Annotated in this window: 15 protein-coding genes, 1 pseudogene, 1 riboswitch and 1 other annotated feature; all 16 genes and pseudogenes read left to right on the forward strand. The window is 33.0% G+C overall.

Going from position 1 to position 19,574, the window contains the following annotated elements:
• The first annotated feature begins 224 nt into the window (after positions 1-224).
• Positions 225-1,343, forward strand: a complete 1,119-nt coding sequence (locus HMPREF3239_RS11830) for a citrate synthase (RefSeq protein ID WP_053029608.1) — start codon at positions 225-227, stop codon at positions 1,341-1,343.
• Positions 1,344-1,385: 42 nt separating this feature from the next.
• Positions 1,386-2,654, forward strand: a complete 1,269-nt coding sequence (gene icd, locus HMPREF3239_RS11835) for an NADP-dependent isocitrate dehydrogenase (protein ID WP_070855712.1) — start codon at positions 1,386-1,388, stop codon at positions 2,652-2,654.
• A gap of 365 nt (positions 2,655-3,019) precedes the next feature.
• Positions 3,020-3,730, forward strand: a complete 711-nt coding sequence (locus tag HMPREF3239_RS11840) for a response regulator transcription factor (RefSeq protein WP_037536805.1) — start codon at positions 3,020-3,022, stop codon at positions 3,728-3,730.
• On the forward strand, positions 3,730-5,427 hold the full coding sequence (pnpS, locus tag HMPREF3239_RS11845; RefSeq protein WP_070855713.1) for a two-component system histidine kinase PnpS: 1,698 nt from the start codon (positions 3,730-3,732) through the stop codon (positions 5,425-5,427). Before HMPREF3239_RS11840 ends, pnpS begins: the two co-directional genes overlap by 1 nt.
• 178 nt (positions 5,428-5,605) lie before the next feature.
• Positions 5,606-8,236, forward strand: a complete 2,631-nt coding sequence (gene polA, locus HMPREF3239_RS11850; protein ID WP_070855714.1) for a DNA polymerase I — start codon at positions 5,606-5,608, stop codon at positions 8,234-8,236.
• A gap of 15 nt (positions 8,237-8,251) precedes the next feature.
• Positions 8,252-9,124, forward strand: a complete 873-nt coding sequence (gene mutM, locus HMPREF3239_RS11855) for a bifunctional DNA-formamidopyrimidine glycosylase/DNA-(apurinic or apyrimidinic site) lyase (protein WP_070855715.1) — start codon at positions 8,252-8,254, stop codon at positions 9,122-9,124.
• Positions 9,125-9,140: 16 nt separating this feature from the next.
• Positions 9,141-9,749 carry a dephospho-CoA kinase gene (gene coaE, locus HMPREF3239_RS11860; RefSeq protein ID WP_053029603.1) on the forward strand — a complete coding sequence of 203 codons (609 nt, stop codon included), beginning with the start codon at positions 9,141-9,143 and terminating at the stop codon, positions 9,747-9,749.
• 222 nt (positions 9,750-9,971) lie between these two features.
• Positions 9,972-10,997 carry a type I glyceraldehyde-3-phosphate dehydrogenase gene (gene gap / locus HMPREF3239_RS11865; RefSeq protein WP_070855716.1) on the forward strand — a complete coding sequence of 342 codons (1,026 nt, stop codon included), beginning with the start codon at positions 9,972-9,974 and terminating at the stop codon, positions 10,995-10,997.
• A gap of 255 nt (positions 10,998-11,252) precedes the next feature.
• Positions 11,253-11,724 (forward strand): annotated as a pseudogene (gene nrdR / locus HMPREF3239_RS11870) (transcriptional regulator NrdR).
• Complete coding sequence (locus HMPREF3239_RS11875; RefSeq protein WP_070855717.1) at positions 11,725-13,116, forward strand: replication initiation and membrane attachment family protein; 1,392 nt, start codon at positions 11,725-11,727, stop codon at positions 13,114-13,116.
• Positions 13,117-14,037, forward strand: coding sequence for a primosomal protein DnaI (dnaI, locus tag HMPREF3239_RS11880; RefSeq protein WP_070855718.1), 921 nt, complete (start codon positions 13,117-13,119; stop codon positions 14,035-14,037).
• Positions 14,038-14,345: 308 nt separating this feature from the next.
• A complete protein-coding gene (thrS, locus tag HMPREF3239_RS11885; protein WP_070855719.1) occupies positions 14,346-16,283 on the forward strand; it encodes a threonine--tRNA ligase in 1,938 nt (645 codons plus the stop codon).
• Positions 16,284-16,331: 48 nt separating this feature from the next.
• Positions 16,332-16,507, forward strand: a riboswitch (Lysine riboswitch).
• 162 nt (positions 16,508-16,669) lie between these two features.
• Positions 16,670-18,163, forward strand: a complete 1,494-nt coding sequence (locus HMPREF3239_RS11890) for an amino acid permease (protein ID WP_053029598.1) — start codon at positions 16,670-16,672, stop codon at positions 18,161-18,163.
• Between the two features lie 63 nt (positions 18,164-18,226).
• Positions 18,227-18,354 (forward strand) — a sequence feature (ribosomal protein L20 leader region).
• 22 nt (positions 18,355-18,376) lie between these two features.
• Positions 18,377-18,904 carry a translation initiation factor IF-3 gene (infC, locus tag HMPREF3239_RS11895; protein ID WP_053029651.1) on the forward strand — a complete coding sequence of 176 codons (528 nt, stop codon included), beginning with the start codon at positions 18,377-18,379 and terminating at the stop codon, positions 18,902-18,904.
• Between the two features lie 27 nt (positions 18,905-18,931).
• Positions 18,932-19,132, forward strand: coding sequence for a 50S ribosomal protein L35 (rpmI, locus tag HMPREF3239_RS11900; protein WP_070855720.1), 201 nt, complete (start codon positions 18,932-18,934; stop codon positions 19,130-19,132).
• 54 nt (positions 19,133-19,186) lie between these two features.
• Positions 19,187-19,543: a 50S ribosomal protein L20 gene (rplT, locus tag HMPREF3239_RS11905; RefSeq protein WP_011275545.1), complete on the forward strand. Its 357-nt coding sequence runs from the start codon at positions 19,187-19,189 to the stop codon at positions 19,541-19,543.
• Positions 19,544-19,574 lie beyond the last annotated feature (31 nt).

Here is a 19,574-nt window from a genome sequence, read left to right on the forward strand (position 1 = left end):
AATAAAAATGAAATTTTCAATATTTTCTCATTAATTACATAATTTGAATTGGATTGAATGCTTATATAATGGCGTTTATTGGGTATTTGAGTAAAAATAAGTCTATTAAATTAAAGTTAATTACCATTTATTGAGCGATATATAATCGTTCACAAAAGTTATTTGTTTGGCTATAATGATACTTGAAAGCCATTACATTATGTATAAGAAAAGGGGAATTACTTATGGCAGAATTACAAAAAGGTTTAGAAGGGGTAATTGCAGCTGAAACAAAAATCAGTTCAATTATTGATAGTCAATTAACATATGCGGGATATGATATTGATGATTTAGCAGAAAATGCATTATTTGAAGAAGTCGTGTTCTTATTATGGAACTATAGACTACCAACACAAGATGAATTAGATGCATTGAGAGAAAAATTAAATCATTATATGACTTTAAATCCGAGAGTTTATAAACATTTTGAAGAATATGCGACGGATAATGTGCATCCTATGACGGCATTACGTACATCTGTATCATATATTGCACACTTTGATCCTGATGCTGAAAATGAAACAGAAGAAAATAGAAAAGAAAGAGCCATTCGTATTCAAGCTAAAATTGCTTCTTTAGTTACAGCGTTTGCGCGTGTTCGTGAAGGAAAAGAACCTGTTAAACCAAATCCTGATTTAGGGTATGCAGCGAACTTCTTATATATGCTAAGAGGGGAATTACCTACAGATACTGAAGTTGAAGCATTTAATAAAGCTTTAGTATTGCACGCAGACCATGAACTTAATGCTTCTGCATTTACAGCTCGTTGTGCCGTTTCTTCTTTATCTGATATGTATTCAGGCATTGCAGCTGCAGTAGGTTCATTAAAAGGACCATTACATGGTGGTGCGAATGAACAAGTTATGAGCATGCTTTCTGATGTTAAATCAGTAGATGAAGTGGATGCTTACTTAGATGAAAAATTCAAAAACAAAGAAAAAATTATGGGATTCGGTCACAGAGTTTATAAAGACGGAGATCCTAGAGCCAAATATTTACGTGAGATGAGCCGTAAAATTACTTCTGAAACGGGTAGAAGCGAATTATATGATATTTCAATTGCTATTGAAAAGCGTATGAAAGAAGAAAAAGGCCTTATTCCTAATGTCGATTTCTTCAGTGCTACGGTATATCATAGTATGGATATCCCACATGATTTATTTACGCCTATATTCGCAGTAAGTCGTACATCAGGTTGGACTGCACATATTCTTGAACAATATCGTGACAATAGAATTATGCGTCCAAGAGCAAATTACATCGGTGAAACAGATCGTAAGTATATACCAATTGAAGAAAGATAAATAATAAAGTCAAATAGATTCACAATATTTGGAGGTAAAATTATGTCAGCTGAAAAAATTACAAGATTAAATGATGGATTAAACGTCCCTAATGAACCAATTATTCCTTTTATAATTGGTGATGGTATTGGACCAGATATTTGGAAAGCAGCAAGCCGTGTTATCGATGCAGCTGTTGAAAAAGCTTATAACGGTGAGAAACGTATTGAATGGAAAGAAGTTCTAGCTGGTCAAAAAGCTTATGACGAAACTGGTGAATGGTTACCTCAAGAAACATTAGATACAATAAAAGAATATTTAATTGCGATTAAAGGACCATTAACTACGCCAATCGGTGGTGGTATTCGTTCATTAAATGTTGCTTTACGTCAAGAGTTAGACTTATTTACTTGCTTACGTCCAGTACGCTGGTTCAAAGGTGTACCTTCACCTGTTAAACGTCCACAAGATGTAGATATGGTAATCTTCCGTGAAAATACTGAAGATATTTATGCTGGTATTGAATTTAAAGAAGGTACTGATGAAGTTAAAAAAATAATTGAGTTCTTACAAAATGAAATGGGTGCTACGAATATTCGATTCCCAGAAACTTCAGGTATTGGTGTCAAACCAGTTTCTAAAGAAGGTACTGAGCGATTAGTTAGAGCAGCAATCCAATATGCAATCGATAATGACCGTAAAACGGTAACGCTTGTTCATAAAGGTAATATCATGAAATTTACTGAAGGTGCATTCAAACAATGGGGCTATGATGTAGCACATAATGAATTTGCTGATAAAGTATTTACATGGCAACAATATGATGAAATAGTTGAACAAGATGGTAAAGATGCAGCTAATCAAGCGCAAGAAAAAGCAGAACAAGATGGAAAAATCATTATTAAAGATTCAATTGCTGACATTTTCTTACAACAAATTTTAACTCGTCCAGCCGAACATGATGTTGTTGCTACAATGAATCTTAACGGTGACTATATTTCAGATGCTTTAGCCGCTCAAGTAGGTGGTATTGGTATCGCACCTGGTGCAAACATTAACTATGAATCTGGTCACGCTATTTTTGAAGCAACACATGGTACAGCACCTAAATATGCTGGTTTAAATAAAGTTAACCCATCTTCTGAATTGTTAAGTTCAGTGTTAATGTTAGAACATTTAGGCTGGCAAGAAGCTGCTGATAAGATTACTGATGCAATTGAAGCGACAATCGCATCTAAAGTTGTAACTTATGATTTTGCACGCTTAATGGATGGCGCTACTGAAGTATCTACTTCAGATTTCGCTGATGAATTAATTAAAAACTTAAAATAAGTCAATCAGTGAACAAGGCTTAGTTGTTTATACAAAATAATCTTAGTTAAATCATGATAATTAGATAGTTAGCGATACATCTGAGTAAGGCTTTATTTAAACCCTTTCTCGAAGTTGCTATCACTCAAAGGAGTGGAACTTGGTATTCAAATAAATCCAGTTCCATTCCTTTTTTATTAAAAATTAGTTGAATAATTTTATATTTTCTTAACAATATTTAAATAAGAGTAATACAAATACTCAATAATTAGAAAAAGATAATTTGATTGTTAAGATTATGTAAATTTAATATGTTGTATGTTATTTTTGTTTTAACTTCCGTTATAATGAAATTAAAATGTTATATTTATTCAGGGAGGCACATTATGTCACAAAAAGTATTAGTGGTTGACGATGAGCAATCAATTGTAACTTTATTAAAATATAATCTTGAAACGGCTGGTTACATCGTTGAAGTAGCATACGATGGTGAAGAAGCTTTGGAAAAGGTAAACGAAATTCAACCAGAACTTGTCGTTTTGGATGTAATGTTACCTAAAAAAGATGGTATTGAAGTATGTAAAACAATACGTTCTGATAAAAATTTAGTTCCTATTTTAATGCTAACTGCAAAAGATGATGAGTTTGATCGTGTATTAGGATTAGAATTAGGTGCAGATGACTATATGACAAAACCTTTTTCACCGAGAGAAGTAGTTGCAAGAGTGAAGGCTATCTTGAGAAGATCTAAATTTGCTAGTGAAATTGAAAAAGAAGATGTTGATGATGAGGATATATTAATTGAGAACATTCGAATCAGACCTGAGTTCTTTGAAGTTTATAAAGATGATGAGTTATTAGAACTTACGCCTAAAGAGTTTGAATTACTATTATATCTCATAGAGAGACAAGGGCGAGTAATTACCCGTGAACATATGTTAAATTCAGTTTGGAATTATGAATTCGCAGGCGATTCTCGAATTGTTGACGTTCACATTAGCCATTTGCGAGATAAGCTCGAAGAGAATCCAAAACAACCTAAATTAATCAAAACTGTTCGTGGACTTGGTTATAAATTAGAAAGACCTAAGGCTTAATGCTCAAATTTCATCATCGGTTATTATTATTATTAAGTACAATTACCATTATCAGTTTTATTGGTTTAGGTATCATTATTCATCATACAATTTATCAAATATTATCAACAGCGCAAGTCACAGAGCTCAAACATGTTTCCGAAAATTTCCTTAAATTAAACAAACAAAATGACAATAAGGAAATAAAGAACATTTCAGCTAATCAAAATCTAATCGTTAAGATTACTAAAAACGGAGAAGTCATTTATCAATCAGGGAATCAACATAAATTTAATAATAACATTGATAATGAAGCTAACCCGTCTAATATTATTTATAATCGAGAAAACGGACAGGTTAGATATACATTCAAAACGGTTATTAATGATAAAACGGTATACATAAGTGGGATGAATACTGAAATTCTTGAATTACAGAAGAGTATGTGGAAGTATTTATCTTTAATTGGAATTATTGTTCTTTTAGCAATATATTTGGCAGTTAGAAGCATTCATCGTACATATATTAGACCGATTAATGAGGTTACTTATGCGACTTCGTTAATCGCTGATGGCTATTATCATGTTCGCGTGCCTGAAAGTAATGTCAAGGAGACCAAAGCACTGTTTGTTACAACTAATGATTTGGCTAGACGCTTACAAAAGCTTAATAATAAGCAAAAAATGCAATCCAATCGTTTAAAAACTACATTAGAAAATATTCCGAGTTCCGTTTTAATGATTGACAAACATGGCGAAATCGTAGTTGCAAACCACGCCTATTATGATTTGTTTAGACCAAATGGTAAGGTTGAAAATAAAAAGTATACCTCATATTTAGATACTAAAATTCAACAATTGATTTTAGAAAGTTTTAAAACTGAAAAGCCACTCTATGAGCAAATTGAAATCGTATTAAATAACGTTCATCATAAATATTTTGATCTATCTTGTGTTCCGATACTTAGTAAATCTAAAAAGAAATTACAAGGTATGGTTGTTGTTATGCATGACATCACAAATCTTAAAAAATTAGAAAACTTACGACGTGAATTTGTGGCAAACGTTTCTCATGAACTTAAAACGCCTATTACTTCTATTAAAGGTTTTGCTGAAACATTAATTGAAGGTGCAAAAAACGATGAACAGTCGCTTGATATGTTTTTAAACATCATTTTAAAAGAATCTAATCGTATTGAGTCTCTTGTTGCGGACCTATTAGATTTATCTCATATCGAACAACAAACTGAGATAGAAACATCGTTTGTGAATCTCTCAGAACTTGCTTATACTACAATTGATAATCTACAAAACCAAGCAAGATATAAAAATATTAGCATTTTGCCTGAAATTGAAAAAGATATCATCATAGAAGCACATGAAAATAAAATGGCACAAGTCATTACTAATTTACTTTCAAATGCGATTAATTATTCACTTGAAAATAGTGACGTTATTGTAAGAGTTTATAGAAAAGGACTTGAAGTTAACTTAGAAATTCAAGATTTTGGCATAGGAATTGAGAAGAGTGACCAAAACCATATTTTCGAAAGATTTTATCGTGTAGATAAAGCGAGAAGTAGAGATTCAGGTGGCACAGGTTTAGGGTTGTCTATAACGAAACATATTGTCGAAGCACATCATGGTACAATAAATGTTGAAAGCAATATTGGTGAAGGTTCGTTATTTAGAGTTTCATTCATAGATGAACAAAAATAATATTTCATCCATTAAGGCCTTTCGTTCATATTCAATGATTCAATTGATTAATGAAACGAGAGTGCCTTTTTATTTACAGAAATTTTTAACCTAACAGAGACTTTTGAAGAAACCATACATTCGTTAACGAACTCTGAATATGCTAAAATATAATAAAATCACTCTGGAGGTATACGCTTTGAATAAACTAGTTTTAATTGATGGTAATAGTTTAAGTTTTCGAGCATTTTATGCATTACCACTTCTTTCTAACAAAGCAGGAATACATACGAATGCAATATATGGTTTTGCGATGTTACTTGAAAAGATTTTAAGAGAAGAACAACCAAGTCATTTTTTAGTTGCGTTTGATGCAGGCAAAACTACATTTAGACATTCAAAATATAGTGAATATAAAGGCGGTAGACAAAGCACGCCACCGGAATTAAGTGAACAATTCCCGTATATTCGACAACTATTGGATACGTATCATATCAAACATTATGAGTTAGAGAACTACGAAGCTGATGATATCATTGGTACATTAAGCAAAGAAGCAAATGAGCAAGGATTTGAAACAATCATTGTTACAGGTGATAGAGACTTAACTCAACTCGCTACTGATCATGTAACCATCTATTACACTAAAAAAGGTGTTACAGATGTCGATCATTATACTCCAGAATTTATTAATGAAAAATATGATGGGCTTGTGCCTAGTCAAATTATTGATATGAAGGGACTCATGGGTGATACATCTGATAACATCCCAGGTGTTGCTGGTGTGGGTGAGAAGACAGCTATCAAGTTATTGAAACAATTTAATACGGTTGAAGGTGTCTATGAAAATTTAGATGCAGTTTCAGGAAAAAAATTAAAAGAAAAACTTGAGAATAGTCGTGACGATGCATTCATGAGTAAAGATTTAGCAACAATAAATAAAGATAGTCCAATTGAAGTAGCACTTAAAGATACTAAATTAGATAATCAAGATGATAATCAAGATAAAATTGAACTATTTAAAAAGTTAGAATTCAAACAATTATTAGCTGATATCGATAGTAATCCATCAGAAGAATCTCAAGAAGACAAAGTATTTGAAGTTCATCATGATTTCAACAAGATTAATTTTAATGATTTAAAAGAAGCGGTCATCCATATTGAAGTGGATGGTACCAATTACTTACAAGATGCTATTCTCAAATTTGGCTTCTACAATGGCGTGGAACACATTGTTATTCCTGCTGATCAACTTAAAGATTATCCAGAACTGATTGATTGGCTAGAGAATGAAACTACAGAAAAGGTAGTTTATGATGCTAAAAAGACATACGTGGTTGCGCATAGATTAGACATTGATATTAAAAATATTGTGTTTGATGTTATGTTAGCTAGTTATATTATCGATCCATCAAGAACAATTGAAGATGTTAATTCGGTTGTTAGTAACTATAAACAAAACTATGTTCAAGATGATGTGTCAATCTATGGAAAAGGAAAAAAACGACACATTCCAGAAGATTCGGTTTTAGATAAGCATATTGCATCCATTACTGAGGCAATTCATGCTTGTAAACCTGAAATGGTTGATGAACTAAAATCTCATCAACAAATAGAGTTATTGCTAAACTTAGAACTTCCATTAGCGCGCATCTTGAGTGAAATGGAAGAAACTGGCATTTACACTGATGTTAATGATTTGAAAGAAATGCAGTCTGAAATTCAAGAGAAATTAGATTTATTAATCAGTAATATACATGAGGCAGCTGGAGAAGAATTTAATATTAATTCTCCTAAACAACTAGGTGTAGTCCTATTTGAAACATTGGAATTACCAGTCATTAAGAAAACTAAAACAGGTTATTCTACTGCGGTTGATGTGTTAGAACAACTACAAGGTCAACATCCTATCATTGATTACATTTTAGAATATCGTCAATTATCTAAATTACAATCTACCTATGTTGAAGGGTTACAAAAAGTAATTAGTGATGATAATCGCATTCATACCCGCTTCAACCAAACGTTAGCACAAACGGGACGTTTATCAAGTGTAGATCCAAACTTACAAAATATACCTGTTCGTCTTGAAGAAGGACGTAAAATTAGAAGAGCCTTCAAACCCACTTCTAATGACAGTGTGATTTTATCAGCAGACTATTCTCAAATTGAATTACGTGTGCTTGCGCATATCACTCAGGATGAAAGTATGAAAGAGGCATTTATTCACGAAAGAGATGTCCATACTGCAACTGCAATGAAAGTATTTGGAGTAGAAGCGGAAGAGGTTGATGCGCTAATGCGTAGACAAGCCAAAGCTGTTAACTTTGGCATCGTTTACGGTATTAGTGATTATGGTTTAAGTCAAAGCTTAAATATTACGCGAAAAAAAGCAAAAGCATTTATCGATGATTATTTAGCCAGTTTTCCAGGTGTAAAACAATATATGTCTGACATCGTTAAAGATGCTAAAGCCGATGGATTTGTGAAAACATTATTGCATCGTCGTAGATATATTCCTGATATTAATAGTCGAAACTTTAATTTAAGAGGATTTGCTGAACGTACAGCTATGAATACGCCAATACAAGGTAGCGCAGCAGATATTATTAAGTTAGCAATGGTTGAATTTGATAAACAAATAAAACAAACGTCATACCATGCGCAATTGTTATTACAAGTACACGATGAGTTGATTTTCGAGGTGCCAGCAAATGAAGTAGAGGATTTCAGTTTGTTTGTTGAAGAAATTATGGAACACGCACTACAATTAGATGTACCGCTAAAAGTAGACTCTAATTACGGAGCTACATGGTATGATGCAAAATAGAAAGAGGAATTAGAAATGCCAGAATTACCAGAGGTTGAACATGTAAAGAGAGGGATTGAACCTTATATCTTAAATACGACAATTAAAAGTGTGACATTTTCGAGTAAAGTGATAGAAGGAAAACAACAAGGAAAAGAGACCATCATTAAAGGTATCAACTTGGATGGGTTCCGATTGAATAGCGAAGGGTATGCTATACAATCTGTGGAACGTAGAAGTAAATATATTGTTTTCACAATTCAAAAAAACCAAACGCAACGTATTATATTAAGTCATTTAGGTATGGCGGGAGGCTTTTTTATCGTTGATAAATTATCAGATATTAGTACACCAAATTATCGAAAACATTGGCATGTTGTATTTCACTTAGATAATGGTAAACAACTAGTATATTCGGATATCAGACGATTTGGTGAGTTAAGAAATTTGGCGTCTTTCCAAGATTACCCTGCTTTTCTTGATATTGCACCTGAACCATTTAATGATGATGCATTAAATCACTTTTTAAATCGTATTAAACTTAAAAAATATCAAAATAAACCCATTAAACAAATGCTACTTGATCATAAGATGATAGCAGGATGTGGCAATATTTATGCGTGTGAAGCTTTGTTTAGAGCAGGTGTATTACCAGATCGGAAAGTTAAACAAACTTCAGACCAAGAACGTCAAATGTTGTTTTACTATGTTCAAGAAGTGTTAAAAGAGGGTATAAACAACGGTGGTACTAGCATTTCAGATTATCGTCATGCAGATGGTAAAACAGGAGAAATGCAATTACATTTAAATGTATATAAACAAAAGACATGTAACGTTTGTGGGCATGATATTGAGCAAAAGGTAGTGGCTACACGTAATAGTCATTTCTGCCCACATTGTCAGAAATAAAGGTGAGTGAATATTTATGCCAAAAGTAATAGGATTAACAGGTGGTATTGCCACAGGTAAATCAACAGTTTCTGAATTATTGACAGCATATGGTTTTAAGGTTGTAGATGCTGACATTGCTTCAAGGCAAGCTGTTGCAAAAGGAACGAAAGGTTTAGAACAAGTGCGTACTGCTTTTGGTGAACGTGCTATCACAGATGAAGGTGAAATGGATCGTCAATACGTAGGAGAAATTGTGTTTAATCATCCAGAAAAGCGTATCGAGTTAAATGATATCGTGCATCCAATAGTTAGAGAAATAATGGAAAAAGAGAAACAAAACTATCTTAATCAAGGTTATGATGTCATTATGGATATTCCACTCCTTTTTGAAAATGAATTACAGGATACAGTGGATGAAGTATGGTTAGTTTATACATCTGAAAGCATTCAAATAGAGAGATTGATGGAACGTAATCAATTGTCACTTGAAGATGCTAAAGCGCGTGTATATAGCCAAATTTCAATTGATAAAAAAAGCAGAATGGCAGATCATGTTATAGATAACCTAGGAGATAAGTTAGAACTTAAACAAAATTTAGAACAACTATTAACTGAAAAAGGGTTTATCAATAGAGAAATATAAATTCTATGTGACTCAATTTATAAATTATAGCTCTAGTAGACGAAACATGCTTAAACTTTAATTTTTGCATTATTACGTTTATTAGAGCTTTTTGCTAATTTAAAATAATCAGCTTAAAAAAATTTTTTAAAATCATCAGAAAACGCTTTCAAATTTTCGTTATTATGTTACACTAATTTTATAAAGTATAACATATAAACAAACAATCAAGGGGTGCTTTAAATGTCAACAAATATAGCAATTAATGGTATGGGTAGAATTGGTAGAATGGTGTTAAGAATCGCTTTACATAAAGAAGACTTAAATATTGTAGCGATTAACGCAAGCTATCCACCTGAAACAATTGCGCATCTAATTAATTATGATACTACTCATGGTAGATTCGATAAGAAGGTTGAACCTATTGAGAATGGTATCCGTGTCGATGGACATGATATTAAACTTGTGTCTGACCGTAACCCTGAAAATTTACCTTGGGAAGCGTTAGATATTGATATCGTTATTGAAGCTACGGGTAAATTTAATCATGGTGACAAAGCGATTGGACATATCAAAGCTGGGGCTAAAAAAGTATTATTAACTGGACCATCTAAAGGTGGACATGTACAAATGGTAGTTAAAGGGGTAAATGATAATCAATTAGATGTTGAAGCGTATGACATTTTTAGTAATGCGTCATGTACAACAAACTGTATTGGACCGGTAGCTAAAGTTTTAAATGATCAATTTGGTATTGTTAATGGACTTATGACAACAGTTCATGCAATTACAAATGATCAAAATAATATAGATAATCCACATAAAGACTTACGTCGCGCACGTTCTTGTAACGAAAGTATTATACCAACGTCAACTGGTGCTGCTAAAGCTTTAAAAGAAGTACTACCAGAATTAGAAGGTAAACTTCATGGTTTAGCTTTACGTGTACCAACTAAAAACGTTTCACTTGTTGATTTAGTGGTTGATTTAAAAGAAAACGTAACAGCAGAACAAGTTAACGATGCATTCCGTAATGCAGGTTTAGATGGTATTCTTGATGTGGAAGATGCACCTTTAGTTTCAATGGACTTTAATACTAACCCTAATTCAGCAGTCATCGATGCTCAAAACACAATTGTAATGGGTGATAATAAAGTAAAAGTGATTGCATGGTACGATAACGAGTGGGGTTATTCAAATAGAGTAGTTGAAGTTGCTCAACAAATTGCCAAATTAATTGGTTCTGAAAATGTTGCGACTGCGAAATAATAAATTTTAACAGTCGAATATCGCGAGACTATTAAATCTTTTAACTAAGATTAAATAGTCTCGCTTTTTTGTTTTATATCATTTAGATACAAACCTTTTACATAGTATTAGAAATTAAGGTATAGGTTATACGTAAATTAGAATTTTTATTAAATTTTTTAAATTTTAGTGTTTTTTTAATGCGCATTGGACTTCTTTTGTCTAGAATGCTTTTATAGTATAATGAATCATAATCTATTCAAGAGGGTGAAAGAAATGAAATGCCCAAAATGTAGTTCAACGCATTCGCGTGTTGTTGATTCAAGACATGCAGATGATGCTAATGCAATTAGACGTAGAAGAGAATGTGAAAATTGTGGCACTCGATTTACGACATTTGAACATATAGAAGTAAGTCCATTAATTGTGGTTAAGAAGGATGGGACGCGAGAACAATTTTTAAGAGAGAAAATATTGAATGGACTTGTTAGATCATGTGAGAAGCGACCTGTACGTTATCAGCAATTAGAGGATATTACGAATAAGGTTGAATGGCAATTACGTGATAGCGGCCAAACAGAAATTTCTTCTAGAGATATTGGAGAACATGTAATGAATTTATTAATGCATGTTGATCAAGTATCTTATGTAAGATTTGCTTCAGTATATAAAGAATTTAAAGATGTTGATCAATTATTAGCATCAATGCAAGGGCATCTTGAATGATAATAAACGGAGTGATATATAAATGAGTTTGCACTCATATGAATATGGTTTAAGCCCGCATGACGGTTATAAAGTGTATCGTCAGTTCCAATTTAATCATAATCATTTGGAGATACTTAATCGATTGTACATGCCCTTAATAGGTGCACAAGCTATAGGTACTTATCACTTTATGAACCAATTTGTGAACAGTGATGAAACATTAACGCATTATACAATCATGAATGAATTAAAATTGAATTTGGCAGAATTTCGTCAATATATGGATTTATTAGAAGCAATTGGTTTGATTAAAACATATGTAAATCACGATGAACAACAATCATTTTTCATTTATGAATTAGTACAGCCACCTACGGCATATCAATTTTTTAATGATCCTATGTTATCTGTTTACTTATATAATCAAGTTGATAAACAACGTTATAAAAGCCTAAAAAATTATTTTAAAAAGCAAGAACCTGATTTAAATGGCTTTCAACAAGTTACGCGCAAATTCACTGATGTATTTAAAGTACCTCATGCTAATGTTCCTATAGATGCATCATCAATAAAAAAAGAAAAGTCGTACAATGGTATTGATTTATCTAATGTGTCATTTGATTTTGAAATTTTAAAAGAGATGCTACGTAACCATTTTATTAGCGATGAAATTATTACTAAAGAAACCAAAGATTTAATAGTTCAATTGGCGACATTATATGGTTTAACAGAAGATGCTATGAAGCGTATTATTTTAAATTCAATAACAAGTAATCAACAGTTATCGCATGAAGAAATTAGAAAACATGCCCGTTCGTATTATTTGATTGAACATAATCAACAATTACCTGAGCTGGAACCAAAAGGTAGCAGTGAAAGCCAAAGTGAAGTTACTCATATTCGTCAAGCTACATCGTCAGAACAAGTCACTACAGATAATAATTGGTTGCAATTGTTAGAAGAAACGAGCCCAATTGATATGTTGACATCTTGGTCTGGGTCAGAGCCAACATTCCAACAAAAGAAAATGGTTGAAGAATTAATTGAAAGAGAAAAGTTAAACTTTGGTGTTATAAATATTTTGCTTCAATTTGTCATGTTAAAAAATGATATGAAATTACCAAAGACATACATTTTAGAAATTGCATCAAACTGGAAGAAATTGGGCATTAAGTCTGCAAAAGAGGCATATGACTACGCATTAAAAGCTAGTGAGCAAAAAGCCGATTACAAAGGCAACGATAAATCTCAATCAAGAAAACGATATGCTAAATCTCGAGAAATCGTATCTAGAGAGAAAACGCCAAAATGGTTGAAAAATAGAGGACAGGAAAAACAGGAAAAAGCACTAACCAAAGAAGAACAGGAACGTTTTGAAAAAGAACGCGCTGCATTCCGTGAACAACTCATACGTGATTGGGAGGAGGATTAAATGAAGTCATTTAATAGTATTATCAAGGCAAATGGAGATTTAGAGAAACGAATTGCTAAGATCAAGCAGCAAGTCATAAATGACCCTGCTGTAAAAGTATTCTTAAATCAGCATCAATCTGAATTGACGAACGACATCATTGATAATGATCTGAATGTATTACAAGAGTATAAAGATCAACAAAAGATTTATGATGGTCATGATTACGAACACTGTCCGAATTTTGTAAAAGGACATGTTCCTGAATTATATGTGGAGAATCATAGAATAAAAATTCGTTATAATAAGTGTCCATGTAAAATTAAACATGATGAAGAAAAATTCAATGCGCATTTAATAACTTCACACCATATGCAACGCGATACATTAAACGCTAAGATGAAAGATATCTACGATTCAGATATACATCGACTAGCTATCGCTAAACATGCGAATGATATGTGCAAGCAATTAGTTAATGGCGAGAAGGTAAAAGGTATGTATATTCATGGTCCATTTGGAACTGGTAAGTCGTTTATCTTAGGTGCAATTGCAAACCAACTTAAAGCTAAAAGTATCGCCTCAACGATTGTTTATTTACCTGAATATATTCGTACGCTTAAAAGTGGTTTCAAAGATGGTAGTTACGAAACTAAGTTACAACGCATAAGAGAAGCTAATATATTAATGATAGATGATATTGGCGCAGAAGAAGTGACACCATGGGTGAGAGATGAAGTGATTGGTCCATTGTTACACTATCGAATGGTCCAAGAACTTCCAACATTTTTCTCATCAAATTTAAATTTTGACGAGTTAGAGCATCATTTATCGATTACGCGTGAAGGTGCAGAAGAAACGAAAGCAGCTAGAATTATAGAAAGAATTAAAACATTGTCAACACCATATTATTTAGATGGTAAAAATTTAAGAAATAATTGAAATTTAAAATAACTATTGTATAATTAAGATAAATCTTAATCATTGAAATAGTTGAAGATATGATAATTTAATCCATGTTATACAGCGAGCTAATATTTAGGATGAGAATTTAGCTAACATATTAAGTTATTACTCCTTCATTATTAGGTATTGGTAATCAATGCCCGGCTCAAGACCGTTATCTTAAGCAGAGATGTTTAGCAATTGCTAAATAACTAGGGTGGTACCACGACAAACTCGTCCCTTTTTTAGGGGGGCGAGTTTTTTTATTTCAACGAAAATAGAATTTAATTACGGAGGTTTTATAAATGGATCAAATCAATGTTCAATTTCCAGATGGTAATTCGAAAGCGTATGATAAAGGAACAACAACTGAAGATATAGCACAATCAATTAGCCCAGGATTAAGAAAAAAAGCTGTGGCTGGTAAATTTAATAATCAAATGGTGGATTTAACAAGACCATTAGAAGAAGATGGAAGTATTGAAATTGTAACACCTGGTAGTGATGAAGCACTTGAAGTTTTACGCCATTCTACTGCACATTTAATGGCTCAAGCTTTAAAACGTTTATACGGTGATGTGAAATTTGGTGTTGGACCGGTTATAGATGGCGGTTTTTATTATGATTTTGATATGGACGAAAAAGTTTCATCAGATGACTTTGAAAAAATTGAAAAAACAATGAAACAAATTGTTAATGAAAATCATAAAATTGAACGCAAAGTTGTATCTAGAGATGAAGCCAAAGCTTTCTTCAAAGATGATCCATATAAATTAGAATTAATCGAAGCTATTCCCGAAGATGAGAGTGTAACGTTATATTCTCAAGGTGAATTTACCGATTTATGTCGCGGTGTGCACGTTCCTTCAACTTCTAAAATCAAGGAATTTAAGTTACTTTCAACTGCTGGTGCCTATTGGCGTGGAGACAGTAATAATAAAATGTTACAACGTATTTATGGTACAGCCTTTTTCGATAAAAAAGATTTAAAAGCACATTTAGAAATGCTTGAAGAACGTCGTGAACGAGATCATCGCCGTATTGGTAAAGATTTAGAACTATTCACTAATAACCAATTAGTAGGGGCTGGATTACCATTATGGTTACCAAACGGTGCTACAATCCGTCGTGAAATTGAACGCTACATTGTTGATAAAGAGGTAAGTATGGGATATGACCATGTTTATACACCTGTATTAGCAAATGTGGAGTTATATAAAACGTCTGGACACTGGGACCATTATAGAGATGATATGTTCCCACCAATGAAATTAGATGAAACAGAAGAGATGGTATTACGACCTATGAACTGTCCGCATCATATGATGGTTTATAACAATCGTCCACATTCTTATCGTGAATTACCTATTCGTATTGCTGAGTTAGGTACTATGCATAGATATGAAGCGAGTGGTGCTGTATCAGGATTACAACGTGTACGTGGAATGACATTAAATGACTCTCACATTTTTGTAAGACCTGATCAAATCAAAGATGAGTTTAAACGTGTTGTAAATATGATTCAAGAAGTATATAGAGACTTTGGCTTTGAGGATTATACATTTAGATTAAGTTACAGAGATCCTGAAGATAAAGAGAAATATATGGATGACGATGAAATGTGGAATAAAGCTGAAACTATGCTAAAAGAAGCGGTTGATGAGATGGGATTACCATACGTTGAAGCGATTGGCGAAGCGGCATTCTACGGTCCAAAACTAGACGTACAGGTTAAAACTGCTATGGGTAAAGAAGAAACATTATCTACTGCGCAAATTGATTTCTTATTACCAGAAAGATTTGAATTAACTTACATCGGTAGTGATGGTGAAAATCATCGACCAGTCGTTATTCATCGTGGTGTCGTTTCAACTATGGAACGTTTCGTAGCCTTCTTAACTGAGGAAACAAAAGGTGCCTTCCCAACATGGTTAGCACCAAAACAAGTTGAAATTATCCCAGTTAATGTAGACTTACATTATGATTATGCTAGAAATTTACAAGATGAATTAAAATCACAAGGTGTTCGTGTAGAAATTGATGACCGTAATGAAAAAATGGGTTACAAAATACGTGAAGCCCAAATGCAAAAAATACCTTACCAAGTTGTAGTAGGCGATAAAGAAGTTGAAAATAACGAGGTTAATGTACGTAAGTATGGTTCTCAAGATCAAGACACAGTTGAAAAAGATGAATTCATTTGGAATTTAGTTGATGAAATTCGTTTGAAAAAACGCAGATAGTCTTGATAAAAAAGACAGCATAATGTATATTACTATATAGTTAAATAAAAAAGAGTTAGAGGTTGCGTCTTTAATGAGTAACACTTCAGAAGTTATTAGGGAACGTATGTTGAAAGTGTGAAAGGTAAAGATGCCGAAATGAATGATATCCTTAAAGATCATTTGTTGGGACAGTTATCGAACAGAAACTGTACTGTCACAATTTGTGATGTGCTACCGAAATAGATTAAGCAAATGGTTGCATATCTTAAGGTATGCAACCATTTTTATATGCTTTAAAAAGTATTAAAAAATGGTTTGAAAGTATTGATTGAATGCGTTCATAATCATCGCATAACACAACAAAACGATTTTAGTTAGCCTCTACTGTAAGAAAGGGAGCTTCTATGAGAAAAGTAGAAAGTCAAAATGACGGTATCAAAAGAGGATTGAAAGATCGCCATATTTCTATGATCGCTATGGGAGGATGTATAGGAACTGGATTATTCATGACATCTGGTGGTGCAATACATGATGCTGGTGCATTAGGTGCTTTAATTGCGTATGCCATTATAGGTGCGATGGTGTTTTTCCTAATGACATCTCTTGGTGAAATGGCAACTTATCTACCGGTTTCTGGATCATTCAGTACTTATGCAACACGATTCGTAGATCCATCTTTAGGATTTGCGTTAGGATGGAATTATTGGTTTAACTGGGTTATTACAGTTGCAGCGGATGTTACAATTGCTGCTCAAGTTATTCAATATTGGACACCTATGGCTGGCATTCCAGCTTGGATATGGAGTTGTATTTTCTTAGTCATTATATTCGCTTTGAATTCTTTATCAGTGAGAGTTTATGGAGAAAGTGAATATTGGTTCGCATTAATCAAAGTCGTAACAGTTATCATCTTTATCGTCATTGGTTTGTTAACGATATTAGGTATCATGGGTGGCGAATTTGTAGGCTTTGATACATTTACTAAGGGTGAAGGACCTATTTTAGGTGGCAACCTAGGCGGCAGTTTATTATCAATTCTAGGTGTATTCTTAGTTGCTGGATTCTCATTCCAAGGTACTGAATTAATTGGTATAACTGCTGGAGAATCTGAAAATCCAGAGCGCGCAGTACCAAAAGCCATTAAACAAGTATTCTGGAGAATATTACTATTCTATATTTTAGCGATATTTGTTATTGGTATGTTAATTCCTTATGATAGCAATGCTTTGATGGGTGGCGATGACAATATTGCTACGTCACCTTTTACATTAGTATTCAAAAATGCTGGTTTAGCCTTTGCAGCATCATTTATGAATGCAGTTATTTTAACTTCTGTATTATCTGCAGGTAACTCAGGTATGTATGCATCAACACGAATGTTATATTCTATGAGTAAAGATAAATTAGCTTTCCATTCATTTGGTAAAACGAATAAATATGGTGTGCCATACTTATCATTATTTGCGACAGCGATTTTAGTTGTTATTATCTTCTTAGTCCAAAAACTAAGTGGTGACGCATATGAATATATTGTTGCTGCAAGTGGTATGACAGGCTTTATCGCATGGGTTGGTATTGCGATTAGTCATTATAGATTTAGACGCGCATTTGAAAAACAACATCACAGTAAGAGAGAATTAAAATATAAAGCAAAATGGTTCCCATTCGGTCCAATTTTTGCAGGGATACTTTGTGTGATTGTTATCATTGGGCAAGATGTTGATTTCATTAAAACAGGTCATTTTGATTTAAATCGATTTGTTATCACATACATGGGTATTCCAGTATTCTTAGTGTTCTTTATTTATCATAAATTAAGATATAAAACTAAGATGATTCCATTGGATAAAGTAGACTTAAGACAAGATGTATCAATGGATGAAGTAAAACATCATTAAATTAAAAATATTTGTTGACTTATACCACATACACTGATATGATTAATAACGTTGAATACGAAACGTACCAAGTAGAAACACCCGTTTCTCACCTGTAGCGACGCATCAAGCAGTTGGCAGGTTAATCATGTCACACATTATATGTGTATGAGAGAAGAGCGGGCATTCTATGTTCGCTCTTTTTGCTTGGAAAATTTCGTAAAATTTTGGGAGGTGTCAACCATAGCAAAAGATCAAACGCAAGTTAACGAAAAGATTCGCGCTAAAGAATTACGTTTAATTGGCCAAAATGGTGACCAAATTGGTGTTAAATCAAAACGAGAAGCATTAGAAATGGCTGAACGTGTTGAATTAGATTTAGTAGTTGTAGCACCAAATGCTAAACCACCTGTTGCGAGAATTATGGATTATGGTAAATATAAATTCGAACAACAGAAAAAAGAAAAAGAAATGAAAAAGAAACAAAAAGTTATCAATGTTAAAGAAATACGCTTAAGTCCAACTATTGAGGAACACGATTTCCAAACTAAGTTGAAAAATGGTCGTAAATTCTTATCTAAAGGCGATAAATGTAAAGTTTCTATTCGTTTTAGAGGTCGTGCAATTACGCATAAAGAAATTGGTCAACGCGTATTAGAAAAATTCGCTGACGAATGTAAAGATATTGCCACTGTTGAACAGAAACCTAAAATGGAAGGGCGTCAAATGTTTATCATGTTAGCGCCTGTTAACGAAAAATAATTCATTATTATTAGGAGGAAATGAATCATGCCAAAAATGAAAACTCACCGTGGAGCAGCTAAACGTGTTAAAAGAACTGGTTCAGGTCAATTAAAACGTTCAAGAGCTTTCACATCTCACTTATTCGCAAATAAAAACACTAAACAAAAACGTAAATTACGTAGAGCTAAATTAGTTTCTAAAAGCGATATGAAACGCGTAAAACAATTATTAGCTTATAAAAAATAATTGTCATTAATAAACGAACGATAAATCATTGTTATATCTAAGGAGGAATTTAATATGCCACGAGTTAAAGGTGGAACAGTAACAAGAGCACGTCGTAAAAAAACGATTAAATTAGCTAAAGGTTACTTCGGTGCTAAACACACATTATATAAAGTAGCAAAACAACAAGTAATGAAATCAGGTCAATACGCTTTCCGTGACCGTCGTCAACGTAAACGTGACTTCCGTAAATTATGGATTACACGTATCAATGCAGCTGCACGTCAACATGACATGAGCTATTCAAGATTAATGAACGGCTTGAAAAAAGCAGACATCAATATTAACCGTAAAATGCTTTCTGAAGTAGCTATTTCAGATGAAAAAGCATTCGCTGAATTAGTATCTAAAGCTAAAGAAGCTTTAAAATAAGGCTCTACGTCAAATCGGACTGATGAGTCCA

This window comes from Staphylococcus sp. HMSC34C02 (genome assembly GCF_001838705.1).
Taxonomy (GTDB): domain Bacteria; phylum Bacillota; class Bacilli; order Staphylococcales; family Staphylococcaceae; genus Staphylococcus; species Staphylococcus borealis.